The sequence below is a fragment of the Aeromonas sp. R6-2 genome (assembly GCF_040908155.1).
In the GTDB taxonomy this organism is placed as follows: domain Bacteria; phylum Pseudomonadota; class Gammaproteobacteria; order Enterobacterales; family Aeromonadaceae; genus Aeromonas; species Aeromonas schubertii.
On sequence record NZ_JBFODE010000057.1, the window covers coordinates 1 to 23,532 of the forward strand.

A 23,532-nucleotide genomic window follows, 5' to 3' on the forward strand; every position below is an offset into this window, starting at 1 on the left:
GCAAGCCTGAAAGGGTACACGGCGAGTCAGCTCAGTTTTCACATGGCATCGGTCTATCTCGTCCATGAGTTGAGCTGTATGCCGTTCATGTCACCGGGGAATATCCCTAAGCGGGTGGCGGAGTTGGAGAAACAAGCGGGGCAGTTTGTGTTACCCGATAGGATGGAGCGAAGTTACCCCCGCTGCGTGAAGCCAAGACCGCAGAAGTACAGCGTAAAAAAATCCAATAAAAACAATGCCAGTCAGTCTTAACTGACTGGCATTAGCCCCAAGGGCCCGTTTTTTGATGCCGCCTCAGGGCACCCAGTAGTGGGGATGGTCCTCAAACCAGGCCAGAATCAGCCCCTTGAAGCGGCGCAGCTTGGCCGGCAAGGGGTGCTGGGGGGCATGCAGCAGATGCAAGGGGTGCAGGGCGCCGTGCCACTCGGGCAGAACCTGCACCAGACGCCCGGCGGTCAGCGCCTCCTCAACCAGCAGCAACGGCGCCTTGGCAAACCCCACCCCGGCCTCGGCCAGGCGCAGTGCACTGCCATAGTGGTTGACCCGCACCGTGCCCTGCACCGTCACCCGCGCCTCTTCCCCCTGACGCAACAGACACCACTCGTCCCAGGCCGGGTTGCTACCCTGTAGCAGGCAAGGGCGCGCCGCCAGTTCGAACGGCGTCTGCGGCGCACCGACCCGGGCCAGCAAGGCGGGGCTCGCCACCACCAGATCCTTGAGGCGACCGATGCGCCGCGCCACCAGGTCCTCCGGTAGCCGCTCCATGGCGCGCAGGGCCAGATCGCTCTGCCCCAGGGAGAGATCCTGAGGAGCATTGCTGAGATCGAGCTCGAGGCGCACCCGCGGGCAGAGCTCGCCGAAGCGCGCAACCAGATCCGCCACCAGGCGCTCGCCGGTGCTGACCGGCGCGGTGAAACGCAGCACCCCGCTCTCCTCCTCGGTCAGGGCCCGCACGCTCTGCTCGGCCTGTAGCTTGAGAGCGAAGATCTGCCCCGCCTGGGCATACAGACTCTGGCCGGCCTCCGTCAGCACCAGGCGGCGAGTGGTGCGCTGCAGCAACTGGGCACAGAGCGAAGCCTCCAGAGCCGTGACATGGCGGCTCAGGGCGCCCTTGCTCACGTCGAGAGCGTCGGCAGCGGCTGAAAAGCTGCCGTGGCGCACCACCTGATAGAAACTCTCGAGCTGGGCGATATCCACGATTAACTCCAAATTCGCAACAATGCGTTCATGTTAAGCGCTTTTTCGCCAAATTGGTTCCTCTATGATGTGGCTCATCCCCGATCGTTCGTCCCCAACATGGAGCTCATCATGAAACGCATCGTCATCGTCGGCGCCGCCGGCACCCTGGGCCGCGCCGTACACGCGGCACTGGCCGAAGGCAACGAGATCATCACGGTCGGCCGCAGCCGCGGCCAGGAGCGGGTCGACATGACCGACAGCCAGGCCTGCCGCGATCTGTTCGCCCGCATCGGACTCTTCGACGCCCTGGTGGTCACCGGCGGTGAGGTGGCTTTCGCGCCACTGACCGAGATGAGCGACGCCCAGTGGCAGCACGGCCTCACCAGCAAGCTGATGGGTCAACTCAACCTGACCCGCGCCGCCATCCCGCACCTGCGCGACGCCGGCTCCATCACCCTGGTGAGCGGCATCCTGAGCGACGAACCCATCGCATCTGGCAGCAGTGCCTGTACCATCAATGGCGCCATCAACCACTTCGTGCAGGCCGCCGCCTGCGAGCTGCCGCGGGGCCTGCGCATCAATGCAGTGAGCCCGACCGTGCTGAGCGAGTCGATGGACAAATACGCCTCCTTCTTCCCGGGGTTCATGCCGGTGCCGGCCGAGCGGGTGGCCCAGGCCTACCGGAAATCCGTGCTCGGGATCCAGAGCGGGCGCGTCTACCCCGTATTTGGATAATGAAAAGGGGCCTCCCGGTGGAGGCCCCCTTATTGTCACAAGAAAGGCAAACGTTTGAATCTAAACGCCAAAAAATCACTCGATGAGGCCGTAACCGGTCAACACCTCGATGATCTCCTGCTTGGGGTTGGTGCTCAGGGCGATCGGGTGACCCACCACCTTCTCGGCGATGCCGAGGTAGGTGCGAGAGATATCCATCATCACCTCGACCGGCAGCTTGTTGTTGTGTGCCAGGGCGAAACGCTCCTCCATCCGGTTCTTGTTGAGCAGGATGTCCGAGTCCGGGAAGTGGGTCAGCAGCCACTGACGGAAGCCCTCCTTGGACTGTTCGATGATTTGGCCGTCCCGATGGGCCGCGCCGTCCCAGATACGGGAGCTGTCGGGGGTACCCACCTCATCCATGTAGATGAGCTTCTCGTTGCCGGCGGCATCGGTCACATAACCAAACTCGAACTTGGTATCGACGAAGATCTGATCCAGCCTGGCCAGCGCCTCGGCAATCACCCCAAACCCTTCCTTGAGCAGGGTCTCATAACGGTCGATATCGGCCGGTGAGCGGAAGCCGAAGGCCCGATAGTGGCGCTCCAGATCCGCACGGGAGACGTTGACATCATCGGCCTCGGGCACCCCTTCCAGACCGGTCAGGATCCCCTTGGTGGAGGGGGTGATGAGGATCTCGGGCAGCTTCTGATCCTTCTTGAGTCCCTCGGGAAGGGTGATGCCGCAAAATTCCCGCTCCCCACTCTGGTAAGCACGCCACATGGAGCCCGTGATGTACTGGCGGGCGATCGCCTCGACACGTACCGGAGTGGCCTGTTGCACGATCCAGACGAAGGGATGGGGAATGTCGAGAATATGGCTGTCGGCCAGCCCCTGCTCCCGGAACAACCTGAACCAGTGGCTGGAGATGGCGTTGAGCGCGGCGCCCTTGCCAGGTACACCCGCCAGCCCCTCTTCTCCCTGCCAGATACAGTCGAAGGCGGAGATGCGATCGCTGATCACCATGATGGCCAGTGGCGTGTCGGCCGGCACATCGTAGCCTCTGTCACGGATCAGACGGGCGCTGTCGGCAGCCGTCAGCCAGTAGACGCTGCGCACCTTGCCGGAATGAACGGGGCGCTCGGTGCGGATCGGCAGATCATCGTTTACCGCGAGTACTTGGTCTGCAAGAGTCATGGTTGATAACACTTCCTGTTGTGGGGGGATAACAAAACAGGGGCACAAGGCCCCTGTTTCTTATTCGGTTTTGTCTGCCACGGCCTTGGCGAAGGCCTTGGAGAGGGTGATGTGCATCTGCGACACCACACTCGATTTGACCGGCTTCTTGTCCTTGTCAAAGAGAGTGATGGAGGTCTTGCCCCCGGCCATCTCTCCAAGCTGGAAGCGGTATTTGCCCTCTTCGAGGTTGAACGGTTCGGCGCCCACCTCCTGCCAGAACGCCTTGCCCGGATCCTCGTACTCGACATCGATCCAGCCCAGGGACTGTTGGGTGTCCTTGATGGTAAAGCCGTAACGGGGCAGCAGTCGATTGATGCGTTGCCACACCAGCTCGAAAGAGGCATCGGCAACCCAGGCACTCAGCTCGTTATTGTCAAAGCCGAGCTCGAGTCCCATACCGACGGCGGCCTTGTGCTGCTCACGGCTCTTGAGTTGCTGGTCATAGTAGAGGCTGAACTGGTTGAGGGCGCGCACCGCATAGCGACGCGCCTCGTCCTGGCTCAGGCCGCTGCTCTTCTCACCGTCCATCTCCTCTTCATGCTGCAGCACGCGCACGGAGATATTGACCGAGTGACGAACCTCATCACGCTTGAGGGTAAAGAGGTAACGCTGGCGGATCTGATAGTCCTCATCCTCTTCACCCCAGCCATCGAGGGCGGCGGTATTGGTGAACCAGCCGGTCTCCAGGGTGCCGGCATTGCGGTCCAGATTCTCGGTGGTCACACCAAACTTGGCGAGGAAGTTCATCAGGAAGGCCCAGGCATCGGAGCCCACATCCTGAGCGGTGCTCAGGGCGTAGTAGGCGATGGTGGGCTCGCTGGCACCCTGCACGATCTGGCTGCCCGGAACCACGGTCAGCAGCTGGGCTGGCGGACGCACATCGACCTTGGCCCCTGTGGCTCCGTCGCGGCTCGACTCGGGGAGCGGAGGAACATCATAGTCGCTGGTGAAGCGGGGGGATTGCAGGCCTGCCGGGATGAGGAAGGCGCGGCCTTCCAGCTTGGCCTCCTCATACTCGAAACCGCGATTGGCCATCTTCCGATCCTGCGGGCTGCTGCAGGCAGCCAGCACGGCCATGCTGATGACGCCCAGGGTCAGGCGTGCAGCGCGTACTCTTCCGTTTGCTTTAGACACTCGCAATCAACTCCGCACTCTTCAGGGCCTGACGCATCGCTACCTCCCCCTCCGGGGTCAGTTCGGTGAGCGGCAGGCGTAGGGTGGCCGAGGCGATCAGATCGAGCTGGGCACAGGCCCACTTGACCGGGATCGGGCTCGGTTCGATAAACAGGGTCCGGTGCAGCGGCATCAACCTCAGGTTGATGGCCTGAGCCACATCGGCTTCCTTGGCCAGGGCGGCGCGACACATGTCGGCCATCAGGGCCGCGGCAATATTGGTGGTGACGGAAATAACACCGTCACCGCCTTGCAGCATGAAATCACATCCGGTCGCATCATCGCCACTGTAGAGGGCAAAATCGGCACCACACAGTTCACGCAGCAGGGGCGTGCGATCCAGATCGCCAGTGGCCTCCTTGAGGCCGATAATACCGGACTGGCTGGCCAGACGCCCCACCGTCTCCGGCTTGAGATCACAGCCGGTACGGCCGGGCACATTATAAAGGATCTGGGGCAGACCACTAGCGTCGGCGATGGCGCAATAGTGGCGATAGAGCCCCTCCTGGGTGGGCTTGTTGTAGTAGGGGGTGACGCTGAGACCGGCCACCACGCCGCTCTGTTCGAAACGACGGGCCAGCGAGATGGCGTGGGCTGTGTTGTTGGAGCCGCAGCCGGCGATGACCGGAATGCGACCCGCCGCAAGCTCGACACAGCGCTCGACGACGGCGATGTGCTCATCCTGGGTCAGGGTCACCGACTCGCCGGTAGTACCGACGGCAACAATGGCGCTGGTGCCGCTTGCCACATGATATTCAACCAGACGTGAAAGGCTGGACCAGTCCACCTCACCCGTGGGGGACATGGGGGTGACAAGGGCAACGATACTACCGCGCAACATGGGTTTTTCTCCTGAAATTCAGGGCCGTAATGGTAAGGTGCGCCCGTTGCAAAAACAAGGAGCCCCCACCGCAAGCGTGATACCATGGCGCAAATTTCAGGACGAGAGATGACCCATGACCCACTACCTGGTAGTGACCGCCATCGGCACCGACAGGCCCGGCATCGTCAATGAAGTGACCCGCCATGTGACCGACTGTGGCTGCAACATAGTCGACAGCCGGCTGGGGATCTTCGGACAGGAGTTCACCTTTATCATGCTGCTGTCAGGTGACTGGAACAGCCTGATGCAGCTCGAGATCACCCTTCCCCTGCGCAGTCAGGAGTGGGATCTCATCACCATGATGAAACGCACCGAGCGCCATCAACCCCGCGATTATCCCCTCTCGGCCGAAGCCGAAATACTGCTGAGGGACGAACCCGGCATCGTTTCACGCTGTACACGCCACTTCAGCGACCAGGGCTGGGACATCCACGCCATGCAATCGGAGACGCTGGAGCAAGCCCCCTATAACCTGCTCAAGATCCACTTCGAACTCAAACTGGCCAATGATGCAGAGCTCTCCTCCCATGAAACCGGGTTTGCCGACTTCTGTCGTACTCTGGGAGCCGAGTCCTTCCACATCACCTTCAATCAGCGCCGCCCCTGAGGGGCACACACCAAGGAGCAACCATGCCGATGCTGCAAGCCGGAGCCCAGGCTCCCGATTTCACCCTGCCCAACCAGAATGGCGAGCTCGTTTCCCTCTCGGATCTGCGCGGCAAGAGAGTGCTGATCTACTTCTATCCCAAGGCGATGACCCCGGGTTGTACCACCCAGGCCTGTGGACTGCGCGATGTGCAAGGCGAGCTGGCTGCCCACAATCTGGTGGTCCTCGGCATCAGCACCGACAGCCCCGCCCGCCTCAAGAAATTCGAGCTGCGCGATGGTCTCAACTTCACCCTGCTGGCCGACGAGGATCACGCCGTCGCCGATGCCTTTGGGGTCTGGGGCCCCAAGAAGTTTATGGGTAAGGAGTACGACGGCCTGCACCGTATCAGCTTCCTGCTCGACGAGCAGGGGCAAATAGCCCATGTCTTCAACAAGTTCAAAACCAGTGACCACCATCAGGTGGTACTGACTCACCTGGCAGGTTAAGCCCGGATAATAACGGGGCCGGCATAAGCCGGCCCCGTTACGGTGTCGCCACATCAATCGGATGCAGAAGAGGTGCCTTGGTGGTTCACTTCGGCGACGAATACAGTTTCGTTTGTGTCAGGCTCTGTTGCAATCCCCCTCCCGCACGATTAATTCATCACCCCTCTCTCCCAACTCGCGCCCCTGGCGACCCAGATCAAAAAATTCATTCTATATATGAGTTAACGTGCCCTCAGACTCTTTGATACGCGAGAAACACCATGAACATGAGCCCCTCCGAGCGCCTCATCCTCTGCAATCAGTACGAGATCCTGGCCAAGCTCAACCCCGAGCAGGCCCCTGCCTATCTGCGTGCCAAGACCATCGTCGAGCGTGGCTACGGCCTCCAGCTACAGGATCTTGGGAAGAGCCTGGGGCAGCTGAGCCGGGAGAGCTGCCAGGAGGTGATCGACACCCTGGAGATGCATCACGCCATGGCGGTCTCCTGGGAAAACCTCGCCAGCGAGGAGCAGAGCGAATTCCCGCAGGCGCGTCTGCGCTTCATCGGTTACAGCCGCAGCCACGAGGGCGAGCTGTGTGACTACGTCTGCTTCCTGCTCGAGGTGGAGAAACGCTTCCCTGAGGTCGATTGCCCCTGTGAAGCGCTTTCCAGTGATGTGGCCATGCGTGGCAAGTATCAGCGCATGCTCGCCGCATGGAGTGAATGCCCGCGCCAGTACAAGCTTTCGGTGCAGGAGCTGAGAAAAATCCTCAATGCCTGATCGGGATCAGCAAAGGCGCCTGCAGGCGCCTTTATGCTAAACGGGTTGACTCATTCGTAGAGAAATGAGCTGTCGAGCTTGTCGAAGGCCGCCTTGAGCGTTTCGGCCAGCTCCTGATAGCGGGGAGAATCGACGGCCCGTCGCCGGCAACCCTGCTCGCTCATGCGGCCATTGATCTCACGATACCAGTGAGCCAAAGAGGGTGGCAGAGGGGTTACCGCACGCCGGCCGAGCCAGTAGTAACCCTGCAGCGGCATACTCAGCATGAAGATGAGAGAGGTGAGAACAGAGGGCCAATAAGAGGCATCCCCGAACTGGTACTGCAGCATCAGGCAGATCACGACCACGGGGGGCAGCACCCTGGCACCAAATTCGATGGCGTGAATGACCCGGTTTTCCGGGAAGAGGGGATTCAGCTCGGGACGACGGGGCCACACGGCCAGATAGCGTCGACCAAGCTGTAATTTACTTCCAAAAAGATCCATCACCTGGCTCCTCTATGTCGACCAAACCACCACTTAAATCGCAAAACCTCAACTTTTTTTGATGTAAGCCAACAATGATTGAGGATGACTTTGTTATTTTCCAACAAACAGGTTATCCTTTATGCGCCTTTTTTTGCGTGTCGGCCACGCCGTTCACGCTGTCATCGGAGCCTTGCTATCACTATACAAGGCGAAGGCCGAAAAATGCCAACTCTCCCGATGACCAACACCTGAACCGTCAGTCGCCCCGCGCCCGAGTCGGACGCCTGTATAACCATTCTGCGATAGGATTAATTCATGAGTAAGCTGGTTCTTGTTCTTAACTGTGGCAGCTCTTCCCTGAAATTCGCCGTCATCGACGCCAACACCGGTGATGACCTGCTCTCCGGCCTGGCCGAGTGCTTCAACCTGGCGGATGCCCGCATCAAGTGGAAGCTCAACGGTGAGAAGGGCAACGCCGAACTGGGAGCCGGTGCCGCTCACCAGGAAGCCCTGGACTTCATCGTTCACAAGATCCTGCCGCTCAACCCCGAGTTGGCCAAGAACCTGGTTGCCATCGGCCATCGTGTCGTGCACGGCGGCGAGCGCTTCACCTCGTCCGTGGTGATCTGTGACGACGTCATTGCCGGCATCGAAGCCGCCATCCCCTATGCGCCGCTGCACAACCCGGCTCACCTGATCGGCATCCGTGCCGCCATGAAGGTATTCCCCGAGCTGGCCGACAAGAACGTGGCCGTGTTCGACACCGCCTTCCACCAGACCATGCCGGAAGAGGCCTTCCTGTACGCCCTGCCGTACAAGCTCTACAAAGAGAACGGCATCCGTCGCTATGGCGCCCACGGCACCAGCCACTACTACATCAGCCTGGAAGCGGCCAAGCAGCTGAACAAGCCGGTTTCCGATCTGAACATCATCAACTGCCACCTGGGCAACGGCGGCTCCGTCTGTGCCATCAAGAATGGCCAGTCCGTCGACACCTCCATGGGTCTGACCCCGCTGGAAGGCCTGGTGATGGGTACCCGTTCCGGTGATATCGATCCGGCCATCATCTTCTTCCTGCACGACAAGCTGGGCATGAGCGTCGATCAGATCAATACCATGCTGACCAAGGAGTCCGGCCTGCTGGGTCTGACCGAAGTGACCTCCGACTGCCGTTTCGTTGAAGACAACTACGACAGCAAGGAAGAAGCCAAGCGCGCCATGGATGTCTACTGCTACCGTCTGGCCAAGTACATCGGTGCCTACGCCGCCGCCATGGACGGTCGTCTGGACGCCGTAGTCTTCACCGGTGGCATCGGCGAGAACTCCGCTCCGATCCGCGAGATCACCCTGGGCAAGCTGGGCCTGCTGGGCTTCGACGTCGACCACGACGCCAACCTGGCCGCCCGCTTCGGCAAGGGTGGCGAGATCACCAAGGCCGGCTCCACCAAGGCCATGGTCATCCCGACCAACGAGGAGTGGGTCATCGCCCACGATGCGCTGGAACTGGTCGGCGCCTAAGATTTAGCTGTAATGCAAGGCCGCCCAAGGGCGGCCTTTTCCTGATCCCAAAACAACCAAGGGGTATAAAGTGGCACGCACTATTATGCTTATCCCGGTCGGCACCGGTGTCGGCGTGACTTCCGTGAGCCTGGGTGTGGTTCGCGCGATGGAGCGTCACGGTGTCAACGTGAGCTTCTTCAAGCCGGTCGCCCAGCCGCGTCCGGGCGAAACCGGTCCGGAGCGCTCCAGCGCCGTGATCCGCGCCGCAGCCAACATCAATCCGCCCGAACCGTTCGCCCTCTCCTACGCCGAGAACATGATCACCACCAGCAACACCGACATCCTGCTGGAAGAGATCGTGGCCCGTTTCGAAGAGCACGTGAAGAGCAGCGCCGCCGAAGTGGTGGTGGTAGAAGGCCTGGTTCCGACCGACAAGCAGCCCTTTGCCAACAAGCTGAACTACGACGTGGCCAAGGCGCTGGATGCCGACATGGTGTTCGTCACCCATCCGGGTAACGACTCCAGCCAGAAGCTCAAAGAGCGTATCGAGCTGGCCTGCTCCAACTTCGGTGGCGTCGCCAACAAGCGCATCGTCGGCTGCATCATCAACAAGGTGGGCGCACCGGTTGACGAGCACGGTGTGACCCGCCCCGATCTGACCGAGATGTTCGAGGCTCACCACCAGGGTGCCGATCCGGCGCACAACCTGGAGGTGCTGCAGGTCTTTGGCAAGAGCCCCCTGCGCATCCTCGGCTGCATCCCCTGGAACACCCAGCTGATCGCCCCGCGTGCCAAGGATCTCGCCAAGCACCTGGCCGCCAAGATCATCAACAAGGGTGAGCTGGATACCCGCCGCCTGCAGACCGTCACCTTCTGTGCCCGCTCTATCCACAACATGGTCGAGCACTTCCGTCCGGGCAGCCTGCTGGTCACCTCCGGCGACCGCTCCGACGTGATCGTCTCTGCCTGCCTCTCCGCCATGAACGGCACCAAGCTGGGCGCCCTGCTGCTGACCGGTAACTACCATCCGGAGCCGCAGGTGATGGCCCTGTGCCAACAGGCCATGGCCACCGGCCTGCCGATCATGATGATCGGCACCAACACCTGGCAGACCGCCGTCAGCCTGCAGAACTTCAACGTCGATATTCCGGAAGATGACCGCGAGCGTATCGAGCTGGTGCAGGATTATGTGGCCGGCCACATCGACAAGCACTGGATCGAGTCCCTCTCTGCCAAGTCTACCCGCTCCCGCCGCCTCAGCCCGCCGGCATTCCGTTATCAGCTGACCGAGCTGGCCCGTCAGGCCAACAAGCGTGTCGTGCTGCCGGAAGGGGAAGAGCCGCGTACCATCAAGGCCGCCGCCATCTGTGCCGAGCGTGGCATCGCCCGCCCGGTGCTGCTGGGTAACCCGGAAGAGATCCGCCGTGTCGCCGATCAGCAGGGCGTGATCCTGACCGATCGCGTCGAGATCATCGATCCGGTCGAGGTACGCGAGCGCTACGTGGCCCGCCTGGTCGAGCTGCGCAAGAACAAGGGCATGACCGAAGTGGTCGCCCGCGAACAGCTGGAAGACAACGTGGTGCTGGGCACCATGATGCTGGAGCGCAATGAAGTTGACGGCCTGGTATCCGGCGCGGTACACACCACCGCCAACACCATCCGTCCGCCGATGCAGATCATCAAGACCGCCCCCGGCTCTTCCCTGATCTCCTCGATCTTCTTCATGCTGCTGCCGGATCAGGTACTGGTCTACGGTGACTGTGCCATCAACCCGGATCCGAGCGCCGAGCAACTGGCAGAAATCGCCATCCAGTCCGCCGAGTCTGCCGCCGCCTTCGGTATCGAGCCGCGAGTGGCCATGATCTCCTACTCCACCGGCACCTCCGGCGCCGGCGCCGATGTGGACAAGGTACGTGAAGCCACCCGTATCGCCCAGGAGAAGCGTCCGGACCTGGTCATCGACGGCCCGCTGCAGTACGACGCGGCCATCATGGAGAACGTCGCCAAGTCCAAGGCGCCGAACTCCCCGGTTGCCGGCAAGGCCACCGTCTTCGTGTTCCCGGATCTCAACACCGGCAACACCACCTACAAGGCGGTACAACGCTCTGCCGAGCTGGTCTCCATCGGCCCCATGCTGCAAGGCATGCGCAAGCCGGTCAACGACCTCTCCCGTGGTGCCCTGGTGGATGACATCGTCTACACCATCGCCCTGACCGGGATCCAGGCGGCCCAGCAAGACGCAGCCCAGGCCTGATCGCCCCAGTGACGGCATAAGCCCTGCTTCGGCAGGGCTTTTTTATATCCGTTTGATCTCAGGGATCAACATCGAGGATCCGGGATCGGATCCTCGATCCCTTGTGGTGAGAGGCATTGGGAAAGAGCAACCACTCACCCACCGCCAATCCCTTGCACAAGGAGGGCACATTTTGACGTAGCCAGAAATTTTTCATATAAATCATATAAATAAAAATAGAAGCACGGCTAATCTACAGAGTTTTCCACAGATTTTGTGGATAGTTTTCAGATCTTTTGAAAGAAAATAACGCTCTTGAGCGGCCCCACCCCTTCCCCGGGACCAAATCGATAGCCTCCAAACAAGCTCAAGTAATACAACGACTTGTTCCAATTTTTGGGAATGGCTAGAGTAATGGGCACAGAGGCAGAGGAGCTGATATGAAGATCCTGATCACCGGCGGCACCGGCTTCATTGGCCGTAAATTGGTCGCCCAACTCAAGCAGCTGCATGATCTGGTGATCCTGAGCCGGGATCGCCCCCGCGCCTGGCAACGGCTGGGGCACGATGTTGAGATCATCGATAACCTGGATCGCCTCGATAATCTGGATGGCTTCGATGCCGTGATCAACCTGGCCGGCGAGCCGATCGCCGAGGGACGCTGGAGCGAGGAGCGCAAACAGCTGCTGTGCGACAGCCGCTGGCTGCTGACCGAACAACTGGTCGATCTGATCCAACTCTCCGAGGCTCCTCCCCGAGTCTTGATCAATGCCTCTGCCGTGGGGTGGTATGGACGACAAGGTCCGGAGCCGGTCGACGAATCCTGCCAGCAACCTCACGACGAGTTTACCCATCGCCTCTGTCAACGCTGGGAGTCCCTCGCCTTGCAGGCGCGCAGCAAACAGACCCGGGTGTGTGTGCTGCGTATCGGTATCGTGCTCGGCAAGGAGGGGGGCGCGCTGGCCAAGATGCTGACCCCCTACAAGCTGGGATTGGGTGGCCCCCTGGGATCGGGAGAGCAGATGATGAGCTGGGTCCATCAGCAGGATCTGGTGCGCGCCATTTTGTTCCTGCTCGAGCATGAGGAGTGCCAGGGGATCTATAACGGCACAGCCCCCCAGCCGGTGAGCAACCGGACATTTAGCAAAGCCCTGGCCTCAGCCCTGCATCGTCCCCACCTACTGATGGTCCCCGCCCCCCTGCTGCGCCTGGCCATGGGCGAGGCGAGCGATCTGTTGTTGACCGGTCAGGCGGTGCTGCCGACCCGGCTGCAGGAGGCAGGCTTCCATTTTTCCCACCCGGAGCTGGCGCCGGCTCTCACCGATCTCTTTACCTGACGCCCCCTAGAGGGCGTGCCCCATGGCGCGTAGCCGCCCCCCCAGGGCTCCTCCCAACAGGTGGCGGCGCCACCCCTGTCCAATCAGTGTCACCAGCAAGGCCCCCAGCAGGGGTAGTCCGACCCAGAGCTGAGGGTGCCAGTTGAGCGACCCCGAGAACCACCACAGCTGCAGGAAGAGGACGCCCCCCTCGGCCACCAGGGCGGCACAAAGCCCCGCCACGGCACCGGTTATCATCAGCTCCCAGCTCAACATGCGCGATAAGAGAGTGCCCGGAGCCCCCAGGGTACGCATCACGATGAGCTCGCCGCGCCGCGCCGCCAGGGATGCCTGGGTCTGGGCCAGCAGCACCAGCAAGGCGGCCGCCGTGACTAACCCCAGCATCACTCCCAGCGCCCGGCTCACCTGGGCCGAAATAGCGACAAGCCGGTTGATGAGATCCTCGACATCGATGAGGCTGACGGTGGGAAAGGAGCGAACCAGATCCAGTTCGACCGTTTGCGCTCCAGCGGGTAGTCGATAGCTGCCCATCCAGGTGAGGCTGAAGGGCTCCAGCAGATCCGGCGAGAAGATCATGAAGAAGTTGGGGCGCAGGGAATCCCAGCGGATCGCTCGCAGGCTGGTGACGGTGGCCGTGAAGGGGCGTCCCTCTATGGTGAAGCCCAACTCGTCCCCAAGCCGGATGCCGAGCCTGGTCGCCACCTCCTCGTCGACCGACACCTGACCCGGGCCATTCAACCATTCCCCGGCCGTGATGCGGTTGCCAAACGGCAGGCGGTCGGTGGTGGTGAAGTTGAGCTCGCGCCCTATCCCCTCACGTCCCGGTTGACCCTCTTCGGCCACAGCCTCACCGGCGATGCGAGTCAGCCGGCCTCGCACCATGGGGTAGAAATCAGAGGTCTCGGCACCGGCCTCCTTGAGTTTGGCCAGCACAGGGATGCGCTCCTCCGGCATCAGGTTGACCAGGAACCGATTGGGGGCATCGGCCGGCAGGTGCCGGGCGATATCCCCCATCAGATCGCTGCGCACCGCCCAGAGTAGCCCCAGCAGCAGCAAGGCGAGGGAAAACCCGGCCAACTGAAACAGACCCCGCCCCCGCTCTCTGGCCATGCGGGCCAGCGCCAGGCGCAAGGGGCGCGGCCCACGCACCTTCCGCCCAAGCCGCAACAGGAGCCCCCCTAACAGGGCCAGCAGCCCCATCAACAGCCCCATGCAGGCGATGAGCCCCAGCGCCAGCAGCCCATCCCCCATCAAGCCCCACACCAATATAAACAGCCCGAGCAGCGCCACCGGAATGGCCCAGTGGCTGCTGATATCAGCCTCGACCTCTCTGCGCAGCACCCGTAGCGGAGGAATACGCAACAGCCTCAAAAAGGGGATGAGCGAGAGCATCAGCGTAATGAAGAGCGCCACCGCCATCGCCAGGACGAAGGGGCGCCACGAGGGCGGCGGCAGCTCGGCCGGCAACACCCCCTGCAGCGAGGCCAGGGCGACCCCCTGAACTACCAGCCCGAGCAGTAGCCCGATCCCCCCCCCCATCAGGGTCAGGCCGAGCAGCAGGCTGCCAAGCAGGCGCCACAGGGTGGCACGGGAGGCCCCCAGAGTCTTGAGCAGCGCCACCATACCGGTTTGGCGCTCGGCGAAGTGGCGCACGGCGATGGCCATGGCCAGGGCCCCAAGCAGTACACCGGTCAGAGCCGCCAACCGAAAGAAGCGCTCTGCGTTGGCCAGGGTCCTGCCGCTGCGGCTGTCGCCACTCTCCGGGGTTAGCCAGCGCATACCGGCCGCCATGGGGCGTGTGCGGTCCAGCCCGTCGAGCCGGGTCGCGTCGACCTTTAGCAGGTAGCGCCACTCCTGGCGACTGCCCGGCAGCAGGGCGCCGATACGCGCCAGATCGTCGCTGTGCACCAACGCCCGGGGAGCAAGCTGGAAGGGGCTGAAGCCCTGATCCGGCTCCTCCAACAGTGTCGCGCTCACGGTGAGGGCCGTATTCCCCACCTCAATGCGCTCCCCCGGTCGTGTCCCCAGCAGTTGCATCAGTCGGGGCGACAACCAGATGGCTCCCGGCTTCAGGGGAACGACAGGGTCACGCTTGAGCGAGCCATAAAAAGGAAACTCCGACGGGACGGCGCGCAGAGAGGCCAACTGGAATGCCTCCCCATGAAACAGCATGGTGTTGAAGCTCACCGTGGTCTGCACCCGGGCCCCCGCCTGCCGCCAGCCGTCGAGTCGTGATGCGGGGAGCGCAGCAGGGCTGACCAGCACCCTGTCCCCACCGATAAATTCACGACCCGAGGCCTTGAGGCCCGCATTGAGCCGATCGGCCATGAGCGCCACGCTCACGACACAGGTCACGCACAGGGCGAGCGCCAACACAAACCAGCGCAACTCACCCTGCCACCCCTCCCGCCACAACAGGCGCAGTGCAAGACGAGGAGTCATTAGGCCTCCCCGGCGATGAGCCGCCCGGCGGAAATCTCCAGACGGCGCCCACAACGCTGCGCCAACGCAGGATCATGGGTCACCATCAGCAGGGTGGTGCCGTGCTGTCGATTGAGCTCGAACAGCAGCTCGATGATCCGCTCTCCCGTCTTGCTGTCGAGATTCCCGGTCGGCTCGTCGGCCAGCAGTAACTCGGGCTGTCCGATAAAGGCGCGGGCGAGGGCAACCCTCTGCTGCTCTCCCCCCGAGAGGCGAGGTGGCAGATGGTGCAACCTTGACCCCAATCCTACCTGCTCGAGCAGGGCGCGGGCCCGGGGCTCGGCATCCCGCTCACCCCTTAGCTCGGCCGGCAGCATCACGTTTTCGAGAGCGGTCAGGGTCGGCAGCAGCAGGAAGGACTGAAAGACAAACCCCAGCTGCTCGGCACGCAGGCGGGCTCTCCCCTCCTCGTCGAGCGCCCCGAGGGATTGGCCTCTGATGAGGATCTCCCCCGCACTCGGCAGATCGAGCCCGGCCAGCAGCCCAAGCAGGGTCGACTTGCCCGAACCGGAGGCGCCGAGCAGGGCCACCGTCTCCCCCGCCTTGACTTGCAAGGAGATCCCCTCAAGGATGGTGAGGCGCTCCTGCCCGAGGGAGACCGTTTTTTCAACGTTGCGAGCTTCGATGATGGGAGTGAATGTCATGGGGCGTATCCTGATTGCCTTGTTCTGTTGTTGGGGATCCATCGTTCAGGCCCAGAGCCTGCTTATCCTGGGAGATAGTCTGAGTGCCGGCTATCAGATGCCTGTCGAGAAGAGCTGGCCAGCCCTGCTGCAGGTACGCTGGCAGAGTGAGGGCCAATCCTACCGGGTGATCAACGCCAGCATCAGTGGCGAGACAACCCAGGGCGCCATGGCGCGGCTGCCAAGCCTGCTCGAAGAGCATAAACCGGACTGGGTGTTGATCGAGCTGGGGGGCAACGACGGCCTAAGGGGATTTCCACCCCCCGTCACCGAGCGCAATCTGAAGGGGCTCATCGATGGCAGCCAACAGGCCGGCGCCAGGGTCATACTGACCCAGATCCGCCTTCCTCCCAACTATGGCGCCCGTTATACCCAACAGTTCGAGCGGCTCTATCCCACCCTTGCCCAAGAGTACAAGCTGCCCCTGCTCCCCTTCTTCCTCGATGAAATAGCATTGCGCCCTGAACTCATGATGAACGACGGCATCCACCCCAAGGCCGAAGCGCAGCCCAGGATCCGCGATCAGGTCGCCGATTTTCTCGCACCACTGCTGGTGCAATAAGACGAAGGGGGCCTGATGGCCCCCTGATGTCACATCAGCTGACGCAATCGTTCCTGGGCGACCTGAACCAGAAGATCAGGCTGGAACTTGGAGATGAAGCGATCGCAGCCCACCTTCTTGACCATGGCCTCGTTGAAGCTGCCGCTCAAGGAGGTATTGAGGGTGATGAAGAGATCGGACATGCGGGGATCGGCCCGCACCTCGGCGGTGAGGCGGTAGCCATCCATCTCGGGCATCTCGGCATCGGTGATCATCAACAGGATCTCGTCGGTCACCTTCTTGCCACCGTCACACCACCCCTTGAGCAGATCGAGCGCCTGTCGTCCATCCTGACACTCGATCACCTGCAGCCCCAGCTGACTGAGGGTATCGCGCACCTGAGCCCGTGCCGTGCTCGAGTCGTCGACGATAAGCACCTTGCGACCGTTCATCTCGGGCAGGATCTCCCGATCCAGCACCTCTTCGGAGATGGTGACGTCATAGGTAAGGATCTCGGCCAGCACCTTCTCCACATCGATGATCTCGACGATCTGCTCCTTGTCCCCCTCGTGGACCCGCGTGATGGCGGTGAGGTAGTTGGAGCGGCCTGCGGTACGTGGTGGCGGCAGTATGTCTTTCCAGGTCATGTTGACGATATGGGCCACCTGACCGACCAGAAAACCCTGCACGGTGCGGTTGTATTCTGTGATGATGAGGTTGGACTCCTTGTCGCTCTGCATGGGGCGCAGACCGATGGCACCACGCAGATTGATGACTGGAATCGAGGTGCCACGGATATTGGCGACCCCGCAGATATTGTGGTGAGAGCCCGGCATCTTGTTGAGAGGGGGAAGCTTGACCACTTCACGCACCTTGAAGACATTGATGGCAAACATCTGGTGAGAGCCCAGCCGAAACATAAGCAGCTCCAGTCGGTTTTCCCCAACCAGTTGAGTTCGCTGATCCACTGAATCCAATATGCTTGCCATACAATCACTTCCATCCGAGCTCATGACAGTCTCTAGTATAGAGTCCCAGACGCACGAAAGTCAGACGCTTTTTCCATCACCCCCCTTATCCATGGTGAAAAAAAGGCGGGGAGTCACTCCCCGCCTATCTATTTGATTTAACAATTAATAAGTGCAGACCTGCTTCCAACTGCCGTCACCGGCCTTGGGCTCGGTGCTGGTATACCAGTTGGCCTGCCAGACCGCCTTGTTGTGGTTCAGTCGATCACCTGTGTTGGCGTGGCTGGGTTTGCCATCCCAGCTCAACTGGGGCCAGTTGGGGTAGACATTGTAGCTGGCCGGATCGATGCTCTGGCTGCTACAGCTGGTACCACCCGGGTTTTCACCGCCACCGCCCCCCTGGATCACCGCCTCCGGCAGGGTCGGGAAGTCGCTCTTGAGGCCGATCGTCTGGCTGCCGTTCACGATGCGCATCCCGCTGGGAACACCGGCGGCAGGCAGGTAGTAAGTCATCGCAACCTCTACCGTGCTCCCCGGGGTCCACGCCTTCCAACTCGGCAGTGTCATGGCCACCTTGTGGAAGTCCTTCTCATTGACGATGCCGTCCGAGTTCTGGTTGCCACCGCTCTCGACCACTTTCAGCCCCATACCGCTCTGGTCGGTGATGGTATCCGAGGTGGAGGTGGGCACCAGGAACTCGATGCGGGCGCCGCCCGGTATGGTCTGGGTCGAGTGGTTGGTGAGCGTCAGGGTCGGGTTGATGGGGTAGTTGGAATCCCCCTCCTTGAAGCCCGCCAGGCTGACACCGATGTCGAGCTGGGCACTCGGTACCGGCAGATCGTTCTGACGAGTGTTGTAGGGAGCCGCCTGGGCAAACTTCTCATAGGCGAGGGTGGTCAGGGTATCCCCAATCACGTACTCCTTCTTGGCCGGGTCGAAGGCATAGTCACCGGCCATCTCCCAGAACATGACCCCACCCAGGCCCTGCTTGACGATGTAGTCGAGCTTGTGACCCATGGACTGCTCATCTTCGGTGGAGAGGAATACCTTCTTCTGCTCGTTCCACAGCCAGGGCACCTTGGCCTTGTCGTCGAAGTAGCGAACATACTGGCCCTGGATCAGATCCTGGGGATCGTTCGGGTCAAGCCCCCATGCCTGCCCATAACTGGGCATACCGGTAATGCCGAGACTGGCCGCGTTCTCCAGGTTCTTGGCGTGCCACATAGGCACGGCACCCGCCCCTATCTCCTGACCGTTCTTGTCGAGATCGTGCCAAATGTTGTCGATACCCACGGCACCGTTACCACAGGGGATGTTGCCGCCACCGGTACCGGGTTGGCACTGGTTCTGGCTCGGCAGGGCCGCCTTGCCACCCAGGCCATGGGTACCACCTGTCACGCCCTGCCAACCACGGGTGTAGTAAGGCACGCCGACGTTGATCTTGCCGGCAGCCAAAGCGCCACGGAAATAGTGGGCTGCCCAGGCAGCGTTGAGATAACCGATGCCCCCAAACTCTTTCTGGGTGTAGACCCCCCAGTGAGCCAATTCGGAGTCCTGCTTGTTATCAAACAGGGCGGCATTGTGGTCGACGAAGTGGTTCCAGGCACCGTGGAAGTCATAGGTCATCAGGTTGACGTAATCCAGATACTGAGTGACCTGGAAGTTCTCCATCCCTCGCAGCAGATAGGCCGACGCCGGTGAGGCGATGGTGAGCATATACTTGCGCCCGTCCTCGGTGCCTGCTGCGTCCAGCTTCTCGCGCAGGGTCTGCATCAGCACCTTGTAATTACCGAACAACTTGGCGCGGCACTGGTTGGAGAGGGGGAAGTCATTCGGGTTGCCAGCATCCTTCATGGAAGTGGGGTACTCATAGTCGATGTCGACCCCGTCAAACCCATACTGGCGAATGAAGTTCACCGCCGAGTCGGAAAAAGCAGTGATCCCCGCCGTATTGACGGTGCAGTCCCCCTTGGTGGTAGCCGTGTAGAAACCACGAGTATCGGCCCAGCCGCCGACCGAGATGAGGGTCTTCACGTCCGGATACTGTTTCTTGTATTTGGAGAGCAGGTTGAAGTGGCCTTGATAGGCGAATTCGGGATCCATCTCGGCGCCCGGTACTCCCTCCCAGGTCATCTTGGTGGCCGAGTCATCGACCTTGATAAGGTGGCTCTGCTCATCGACCGATGCGAATGCGTAGTTGATATGGGTGATCTTGCTCCAGGGAATGTCGCTCACCAGATATGAAGGAAGGCCGTTCTTGCCGGTGCGCCAGGAGGTGAAGTAGCCGATCACCCGACGGGCGTGATCGTCCCCCATGCATTCGTAACCATCCGGGCGATAGACCTGACGAATGTCGCAAGATAAGTTGCCACCGCTCGGGGGGGGCGCCGCCTCCTCAACACTGACGGCCACAGCAGCAGACTCGCCGGTCAGACTGGTCTGGTCGGTCGCGACCAGCTTGAGAGATGCACTGCCCTTGGCATCCGGAGTCCAGTTCACCTGCCAGGGGGCGGCATTGTCCTCGCCCACCTTCTTGCCGTCCGCAAACAGCTCGACCCTGGCCACATCGTTATTGGCATCGGTCACGTTGCCGGTCACCGCGACGCTGCGCCCCAGAGTCACCCTGGCGCCGGCGGCAGGGCTGGCAATGGCCACCCTGGGTGCTTCGGGAGCGACCACAGCGGCCACATTGAAGCTGCTGTCGCTCTCGGCCAGCACCTTGCCATCCTTGTCCAGGGCTCGCGCCTTGAGGGCATGACTACCACTCCCTACCGCCTTCCAGACCGCCCCCCACGGGGTGGCCGCGGCGCTAGCCACCAGGGTGCCATCGATCAGATAGTCAACCTTGGCCACGTCTGTGCTGGTTCCGCTCAGGGTGACGGCAAGAGCAACATCGGTGCCCTCGTTAACGGAACTTCCCGCTGCCGGTGAGCTGACGCTCAGCTCGAGGGCGGGAGGCAGACCCCCATCGCTAAAGAGCACCCAGGCATCGCTCCAGTTGACGCCGACACCCGGTTCATAGTGATAGGGCGAGGCACCACACCAACCCGAGTAGGGAAACTCCTTGCACTGGTAGAGGGCTCCGACATTGCTGACGACATCACCGGCGCCATAGCTCTTGCCGGCCTCATAGGGGGGATAGGCTGCCTGCGCCCAGGCGGGCAGAAATGCCACGGCGACCAACGCCGCCAGGCGGGTAGGGACAAAGTGGTTTTGCATTTTTTCTTCCTTGTTGCTTGGCATGGTTATCCAAGGCAAGGACAGACGCGGCAGGTCCACGCAGAGGCAGACAACTGGCATTGGACAGTGCCACTGCACCCGATGAGATCCTGGGAGGCCCCGCTACCCTGGGTCAGATGACCGGTAGGCCGGAAGCTTTGCGTCCCGATCTTTCGATCGGTTTGCCCTTAACCTGGGTTCCGTCAGGAACGAGTCGAGTATAGAAATTGCCCACCTCGCCGACAATCTTTATTCGCGACAAGAAACAACTTATCACTGCCGAGTTCATTCGAACCCCAATGCGTTTCACATTAAAAATCAGAGTGTTGGCTTCATCATAAAACAGATATACGGCCATAAACCCGATCGCAAAAGTGTGCAGCCCATCACTGGTCAGAGCTGGTAGTCATGTGACAATTCGCGCCCCCGCTCCGGCGGGGCTACGGAACTGCATAGAAAAAAATTAAAGGAAATCATCATGCAAGCAACTCGAACCCTGCTCTCACTGGCGGTGGGGCTGGCCCTGGCCGCCCCTGGCGTTCAGGCCGCCTATGTCTGCCCAAGCGATGCACAGCTGACCACCATCCCCACCCTGCAAGGCAGCGATAACAGCAGCCCCCAGGCGACCACGCCCACTGCCAACGGCGCCATCAGTCCCGGCACCTTCCACGTCAAGGGCATCGTCACCACGCTGGGCCAGAGCCTGACCAAGGGCTTCTACCTGACCGATCCTGTGGGTGATGGCAACCCGGCCACCTCGGATGGCATCTTCGTCTACCTCAGCGACAAGAGCTTTGCCAGCAAGTATCCCTACATCAAACCGGGTGCCGAGCTCTGCCTGGAGGCCCAGGTTGAGGAGTACTACGGTGGCACCCAGCTCAAGCTCAAGTTTGACGGCACCACTCCCCGTATTCAGGAGCTGGCCCAAGGCAAGAGTGTGCCGACCCCGGTTCTGCAGATAAATGAAGGGGAGAGCCTGACCCAAGCCCTCAATCGCCATGAGGGAATGCGGGTTCGCCTCGACAGCAGCAGCGATCTGCACCTGACCCGCAACTTCAGCTTCGACTACAAGGTCTATCGCAACAACGTAGAGCTCTCCCACAAGGCACCGCTCATCAAGCCCACCCAGTTGCACGTGGCCAGCGGCGCCGATGCCGTGACCCTGGCTGCCAAGAATGGTGCCAACCGTCTGGTGATCGAATCCGATTACAAGGCGCCGAATGGGGTACTTCCCTGGTTCCCGGCTCTGGATGCGGATCAGGGCTATCTGCGTATCGGCGATCAGCTCGATGGTCTGGAAGGGGTCGTTGTCTACAACAAGAACGCCTTCCGCCTGGTCGTACCGAACGATGTCACCCTGACCGCAGGTAACCTGCTGCGTAGCCAGGGAGAGGACCGCCAGAGCGCACCGGCCCGCACTCCCGGCAGCGACCTGCGAGTCGGCAGCTTTAACGTGCTCAACTACTTCACCAGCCACTCCAGCATTGGCGGCGATCTCAACGTCCTGTGCAAGGATCAAGCGGATGCCGACAATGCCAAGGGTTGCAACCGCGGAGCCAAGACCCAGGCCGAGTTCGAGAAGCAGCGCACCAAGATAGCCAATGCCATCACAGAGATGGACGCAGACCTGCTCGGTCTGATGGAGATGGAAAACAACGGCTTTGGTGACAACTCAGCCATCCATAATCTGGTCAGTCGCCTCAATGAACAGCAGAAGGATGCGAGCAAGCACTATGCCTATGTTCGCCTGCCTGCCGCCCTGCTGACCGGTGAGAAATTCTTCGGTGGCGATGCCATCATGGTGGCCATGCTCTATCGTCCGGCCAAGCTGACCCCGGCGGGGGATGCCGCCGTCATCAAGATGCCGGAGCAGCGTTACACCGTCGGTGGCGTCGCCAAGAGCGCCGGCCAGCGCGACTCCCTGGTACAGAGCTTCACGGTTGCGGGCAGCAAGGATCCCCTGACTCTGGTGGTCAACCACCTCAAGTCCAAGGGCTCGGGTTGCTATGAGAATGGTGATGGCAAGACAGAGCCTGCCGATCTGCAGGGCAAGTGCACCGAGTTCCGCGTCACCGCCGCCAAGGTACTGGGCGAAGCGGTCAGCAAGCTGCCTGGCCAGGTACTGCTGGTGGGGGACTTCAACTCCTACGCCAAAGAGGATCCGATCCGCGTCCTGACCGACTACCAGCCGGCCAGCAGCGAGCGCAAGATAGTCTCGGCTTCTCACACCTTTATTGGCGAGCAACCCTACGAGCAGTTGGGACGCGAGATCACCAAGAGCTATGGTCTCGTCGATCTCAACGTCAAGTTCAACAAGGAGAAGGCCATCTCCTACAGCTATGATGGCGAGCTGGGTACCCTGGACTATGCGCTGGGCAATCCGGCACTGGTGAGCAAGGTAGCCGGCGTGGCCGACTGGCATATCAACTCGTTCGAAAGCAACCTGTTCGAGTACGGAACTCAGTACACGGGCTCGTTGGCAAAATCGGACAACCCTTTCAGCGCTTCTGACCACGACCCCATCATCGTCGACCTGAAGCTGGAAGAGGCCAAACAGCCCCAGAGCAGTGGTGGTGGCAGCATCGGCTTTGGCCTGCTGGCCCTGTTGCCACTGGCCTTCTGGCGCCGCCGCTAAGGCACCAACACACAAGACCCGCCTGATGGCGGGTCTTTTTTGGGGCTGAACCGAGATAAAGAAAAAGGCCACCGCAATGCGGTGGCCTTCGATATGGTGGAGCTACGCGGGATCGAACCGCGGACCTCTTGCATGCCATGCAAGCGCTCTCCCAGCTGAGCTATAACCCCAAACTCTTTACTTTTTAGACAACCGAATCGGGTGTTCGACTGTCTTCGACGCATTGCGTCTGAATAATGGTGGAGCTACGCGGGATCGAACCGCGGACCTCTTGCATGCCATGCAAGCGCTCTCCCAGCTGAGCTATAACCCCAAAACACTTACTTTTCAGACAACCGAATCGGGTGTTCGACTGTCTTCGACGCATTGCGTCTGAATAATGGTGGAGCTACGCGGGATCGAACCGCGGACCTCTTGCATGCCA

General features: G+C 61.2%; 18 protein-coding genes, 2 tRNA genes, 1 pseudogene and 1 riboswitch. Of the genes and pseudogenes, 10 read left to right on the forward strand and 11 right to left on the reverse strand.

The genetic code is table 11. From position 1 onward, the window contains the following. Positions 1-252, forward strand: a pseudogene (locus tag AB5Y48_RS15295) (IS4 family transposase); the annotation flags it as partial. A gap of 42 nt (positions 253-294) precedes the next feature. On the opposite strand, the gene AB5Y48_RS15300 reads toward AB5Y48_RS15295, so the two are convergent. Next, positions 295-1,197, reverse strand: coding sequence for a LysR substrate-binding domain-containing protein (locus AB5Y48_RS15300; RefSeq protein WP_368164996.1), 903 nt, complete (start codon positions 1,195-1,197; stop codon positions 295-297). A 111-nt stretch (positions 1,198-1,308) separates the two neighbouring features. Between AB5Y48_RS15300 and AB5Y48_RS15305 the strand changes: the two genes are divergently transcribed. Further along, entirely contained in the window at positions 1,309-1,914 is a 606-nt protein-coding gene (locus tag AB5Y48_RS15305; protein WP_136612886.1) for a short chain dehydrogenase, read from the forward strand. 75 nt (positions 1,915-1,989) lie between these two features. Here the strand turns inward: AB5Y48_RS15305 and AB5Y48_RS15310 are convergent, their stop codons facing one another. Genes AB5Y48_RS15310 through dapA form a run of 3 tightly spaced genes read right to left on the reverse strand, consistent with a single transcriptional unit; the run spans position 1,990 to position 5,146 of the window. After that, a complete protein-coding gene (locus AB5Y48_RS15310) occupies positions 1,990-3,090 on the reverse strand; it encodes a phosphoribosylaminoimidazolesuccinocarboxamide synthase (protein WP_050666840.1) in 1,101 nt (366 codons plus the stop codon). Between the two features lie 60 nt (positions 3,091-3,150). Then, positions 3,151-4,266, reverse strand: a complete 1,116-nt coding sequence (gene bamC, locus AB5Y48_RS15315) for an outer membrane protein assembly factor BamC (RefSeq protein WP_368164997.1) — start codon at positions 4,264-4,266, stop codon at positions 3,151-3,153. Next, positions 4,259-5,146 (reverse strand): 4-hydroxy-tetrahydrodipicolinate synthase, encoded by an 888-nt coding sequence (gene dapA, locus AB5Y48_RS15320; protein ID WP_368164999.1) that lies wholly within the window; start codon positions 5,144-5,146, stop codon positions 4,259-4,261. The genes bamC and dapA overlap by 8 nt, the downstream gene beginning before the upstream one ends. Positions 5,147-5,261: 115 nt before the next feature. Here dapA and AB5Y48_RS15325 point away from each other — a divergent pair, with 115 nt between their 5' ends. The 3 genes from AB5Y48_RS15325 (at position 5,262) to AB5Y48_RS15335 (ending at position 7,044) form a co-directional block, all read left to right on the forward strand. Then, entirely contained in the window at positions 5,262-5,795 is a 534-nt protein-coding gene (locus tag AB5Y48_RS15325) for a glycine cleavage system protein R (RefSeq protein WP_050666843.1), read from the forward strand. 23 nt (positions 5,796-5,818) lie between these two features. After that, a complete protein-coding gene (bcp, locus tag AB5Y48_RS15330; protein WP_050666844.1) occupies positions 5,819-6,283 on the forward strand; it encodes a thioredoxin-dependent thiol peroxidase in 465 nt (154 codons plus the stop codon). A gap of 260 nt (positions 6,284-6,543) precedes the next feature. After that, on the forward strand, positions 6,544-7,044 hold the full coding sequence (locus AB5Y48_RS15335; RefSeq protein WP_368165001.1) for a YfbU family protein: 501 nt from the start codon (positions 6,544-6,546) through the stop codon (positions 7,042-7,044). 50 nt (positions 7,045-7,094) lie between these two features. On the opposite strand, the gene yfbV is transcribed toward AB5Y48_RS15335, so the two are convergent. Next, positions 7,095-7,529, reverse strand: a complete 435-nt coding sequence (gene yfbV, locus AB5Y48_RS15340) for a terminus macrodomain insulation protein YfbV (protein WP_050666846.1) — start codon at positions 7,527-7,529, stop codon at positions 7,095-7,097. A gap of 297 nt (positions 7,530-7,826) precedes the next feature. On the opposite strand from yfbV, the gene AB5Y48_RS15345 reads away from it, so the two are divergent. The 3 genes from AB5Y48_RS15345 to AB5Y48_RS15355 all read left to right on the forward strand — a co-directional run bounded on the left by AB5Y48_RS15345 (position 7,827) and on the right by AB5Y48_RS15355 (position 12,581). Further along, positions 7,827-9,029, forward strand: a complete 1,203-nt coding sequence (locus tag AB5Y48_RS15345; RefSeq protein ID WP_368165002.1) for an acetate kinase — start codon at positions 7,827-7,829, stop codon at positions 9,027-9,029. Between the two features lie 70 nt (positions 9,030-9,099). After that, a complete protein-coding gene (gene pta / locus AB5Y48_RS15350; RefSeq protein WP_050666848.1) occupies positions 9,100-11,265 on the forward strand; it encodes a phosphate acetyltransferase in 2,166 nt (721 codons plus the stop codon). 419 nt (positions 11,266-11,684) lie between these two features. Further along, the gene (locus AB5Y48_RS15355) at positions 11,685-12,581 is read left to right on the forward strand and encodes a TIGR01777 family oxidoreductase (protein WP_368165005.1); all 897 of its coding nucleotides are present in this window, start codon (positions 11,685-11,687) and stop codon (positions 12,579-12,581) included. 6 nt (positions 12,582-12,587) lie between these two features. On the opposite strand, the gene AB5Y48_RS15360 is transcribed toward AB5Y48_RS15355, so the two are convergent. Together AB5Y48_RS15360 and AB5Y48_RS15365 are read right to left on the reverse strand one after the other, a co-directional pair. Next, a complete protein-coding gene (locus tag AB5Y48_RS15360; protein ID WP_368165007.1) occupies positions 12,588-15,023 on the reverse strand; it encodes an ABC transporter permease in 2,436 nt (811 codons plus the stop codon). Then, positions 15,023-15,706 (reverse strand): ABC transporter ATP-binding protein, encoded by a 684-nt coding sequence (locus AB5Y48_RS15365; RefSeq protein ID WP_368165009.1) that lies wholly within the window; start codon positions 15,704-15,706, stop codon positions 15,023-15,025. Before AB5Y48_RS15365 ends, AB5Y48_RS15360 begins: the two co-directional genes overlap by 1 nt. Here AB5Y48_RS15365 and AB5Y48_RS15370 point away from each other — a divergent pair. Then, a complete protein-coding gene (locus AB5Y48_RS15370) occupies positions 15,705-16,307 on the forward strand; it encodes an arylesterase (RefSeq protein ID WP_224160559.1) in 603 nt (200 codons plus the stop codon). The two genes, AB5Y48_RS15365 and AB5Y48_RS15370, sit on opposite strands and share 2 nt — an antisense overlap. Positions 16,308-16,336: 29 nt before the next feature. Here AB5Y48_RS15370 and AB5Y48_RS15375 read toward each other — a convergent pair whose 3' ends face one another. Beyond that, positions 16,337-17,275 carry a chemotaxis protein CheV gene (locus tag AB5Y48_RS15375; protein WP_050666853.1) on the reverse strand — a complete coding sequence of 313 codons (939 nt, stop codon included), beginning with the start codon at positions 17,273-17,275 and terminating at the stop codon, positions 16,337-16,339. A 144-nt stretch (positions 17,276-17,419) separates the two neighbouring features. Beyond that, the gene (locus tag AB5Y48_RS15380; RefSeq protein WP_224160558.1) at positions 17,420-20,473 is read right to left on the reverse strand and encodes a glycosyl hydrolase family 18 protein; all 3,054 of its coding nucleotides are present in this window, start codon (positions 20,471-20,473) and stop codon (positions 17,420-17,422) included. 110 nt (positions 20,474-20,583) lie between these two features. Then, positions 20,584-20,670, reverse strand: a riboswitch (cyclic di-GMP riboswitch). Positions 20,671-20,951: 281 nt separating this feature from the next. Between AB5Y48_RS15380 and AB5Y48_RS15385 the strand changes: the two genes are divergently transcribed. After that, positions 20,952-23,108 carry an ExeM/NucH family extracellular endonuclease gene (locus tag AB5Y48_RS15385; protein WP_368165011.1) on the forward strand — a complete coding sequence of 719 codons (2,157 nt, stop codon included), beginning with the start codon at positions 20,952-20,954 and terminating at the stop codon, positions 23,106-23,108. Between the two features lie 94 nt (positions 23,109-23,202). Here the strand turns inward: AB5Y48_RS15385 and AB5Y48_RS15390 are convergent. Both AB5Y48_RS15390 and AB5Y48_RS15395 read right to left on the reverse strand, forming a co-directional pair. Beyond that, positions 23,203-23,278, reverse strand: a tRNA-Ala gene (locus AB5Y48_RS15390). A gap of 67 nt (positions 23,279-23,345) precedes the next feature. Further along, positions 23,346-23,421: transfer RNA gene (locus tag AB5Y48_RS15395), tRNA-Ala, on the reverse strand. Positions 23,422-23,532: the final 111 nt, after the last annotated feature.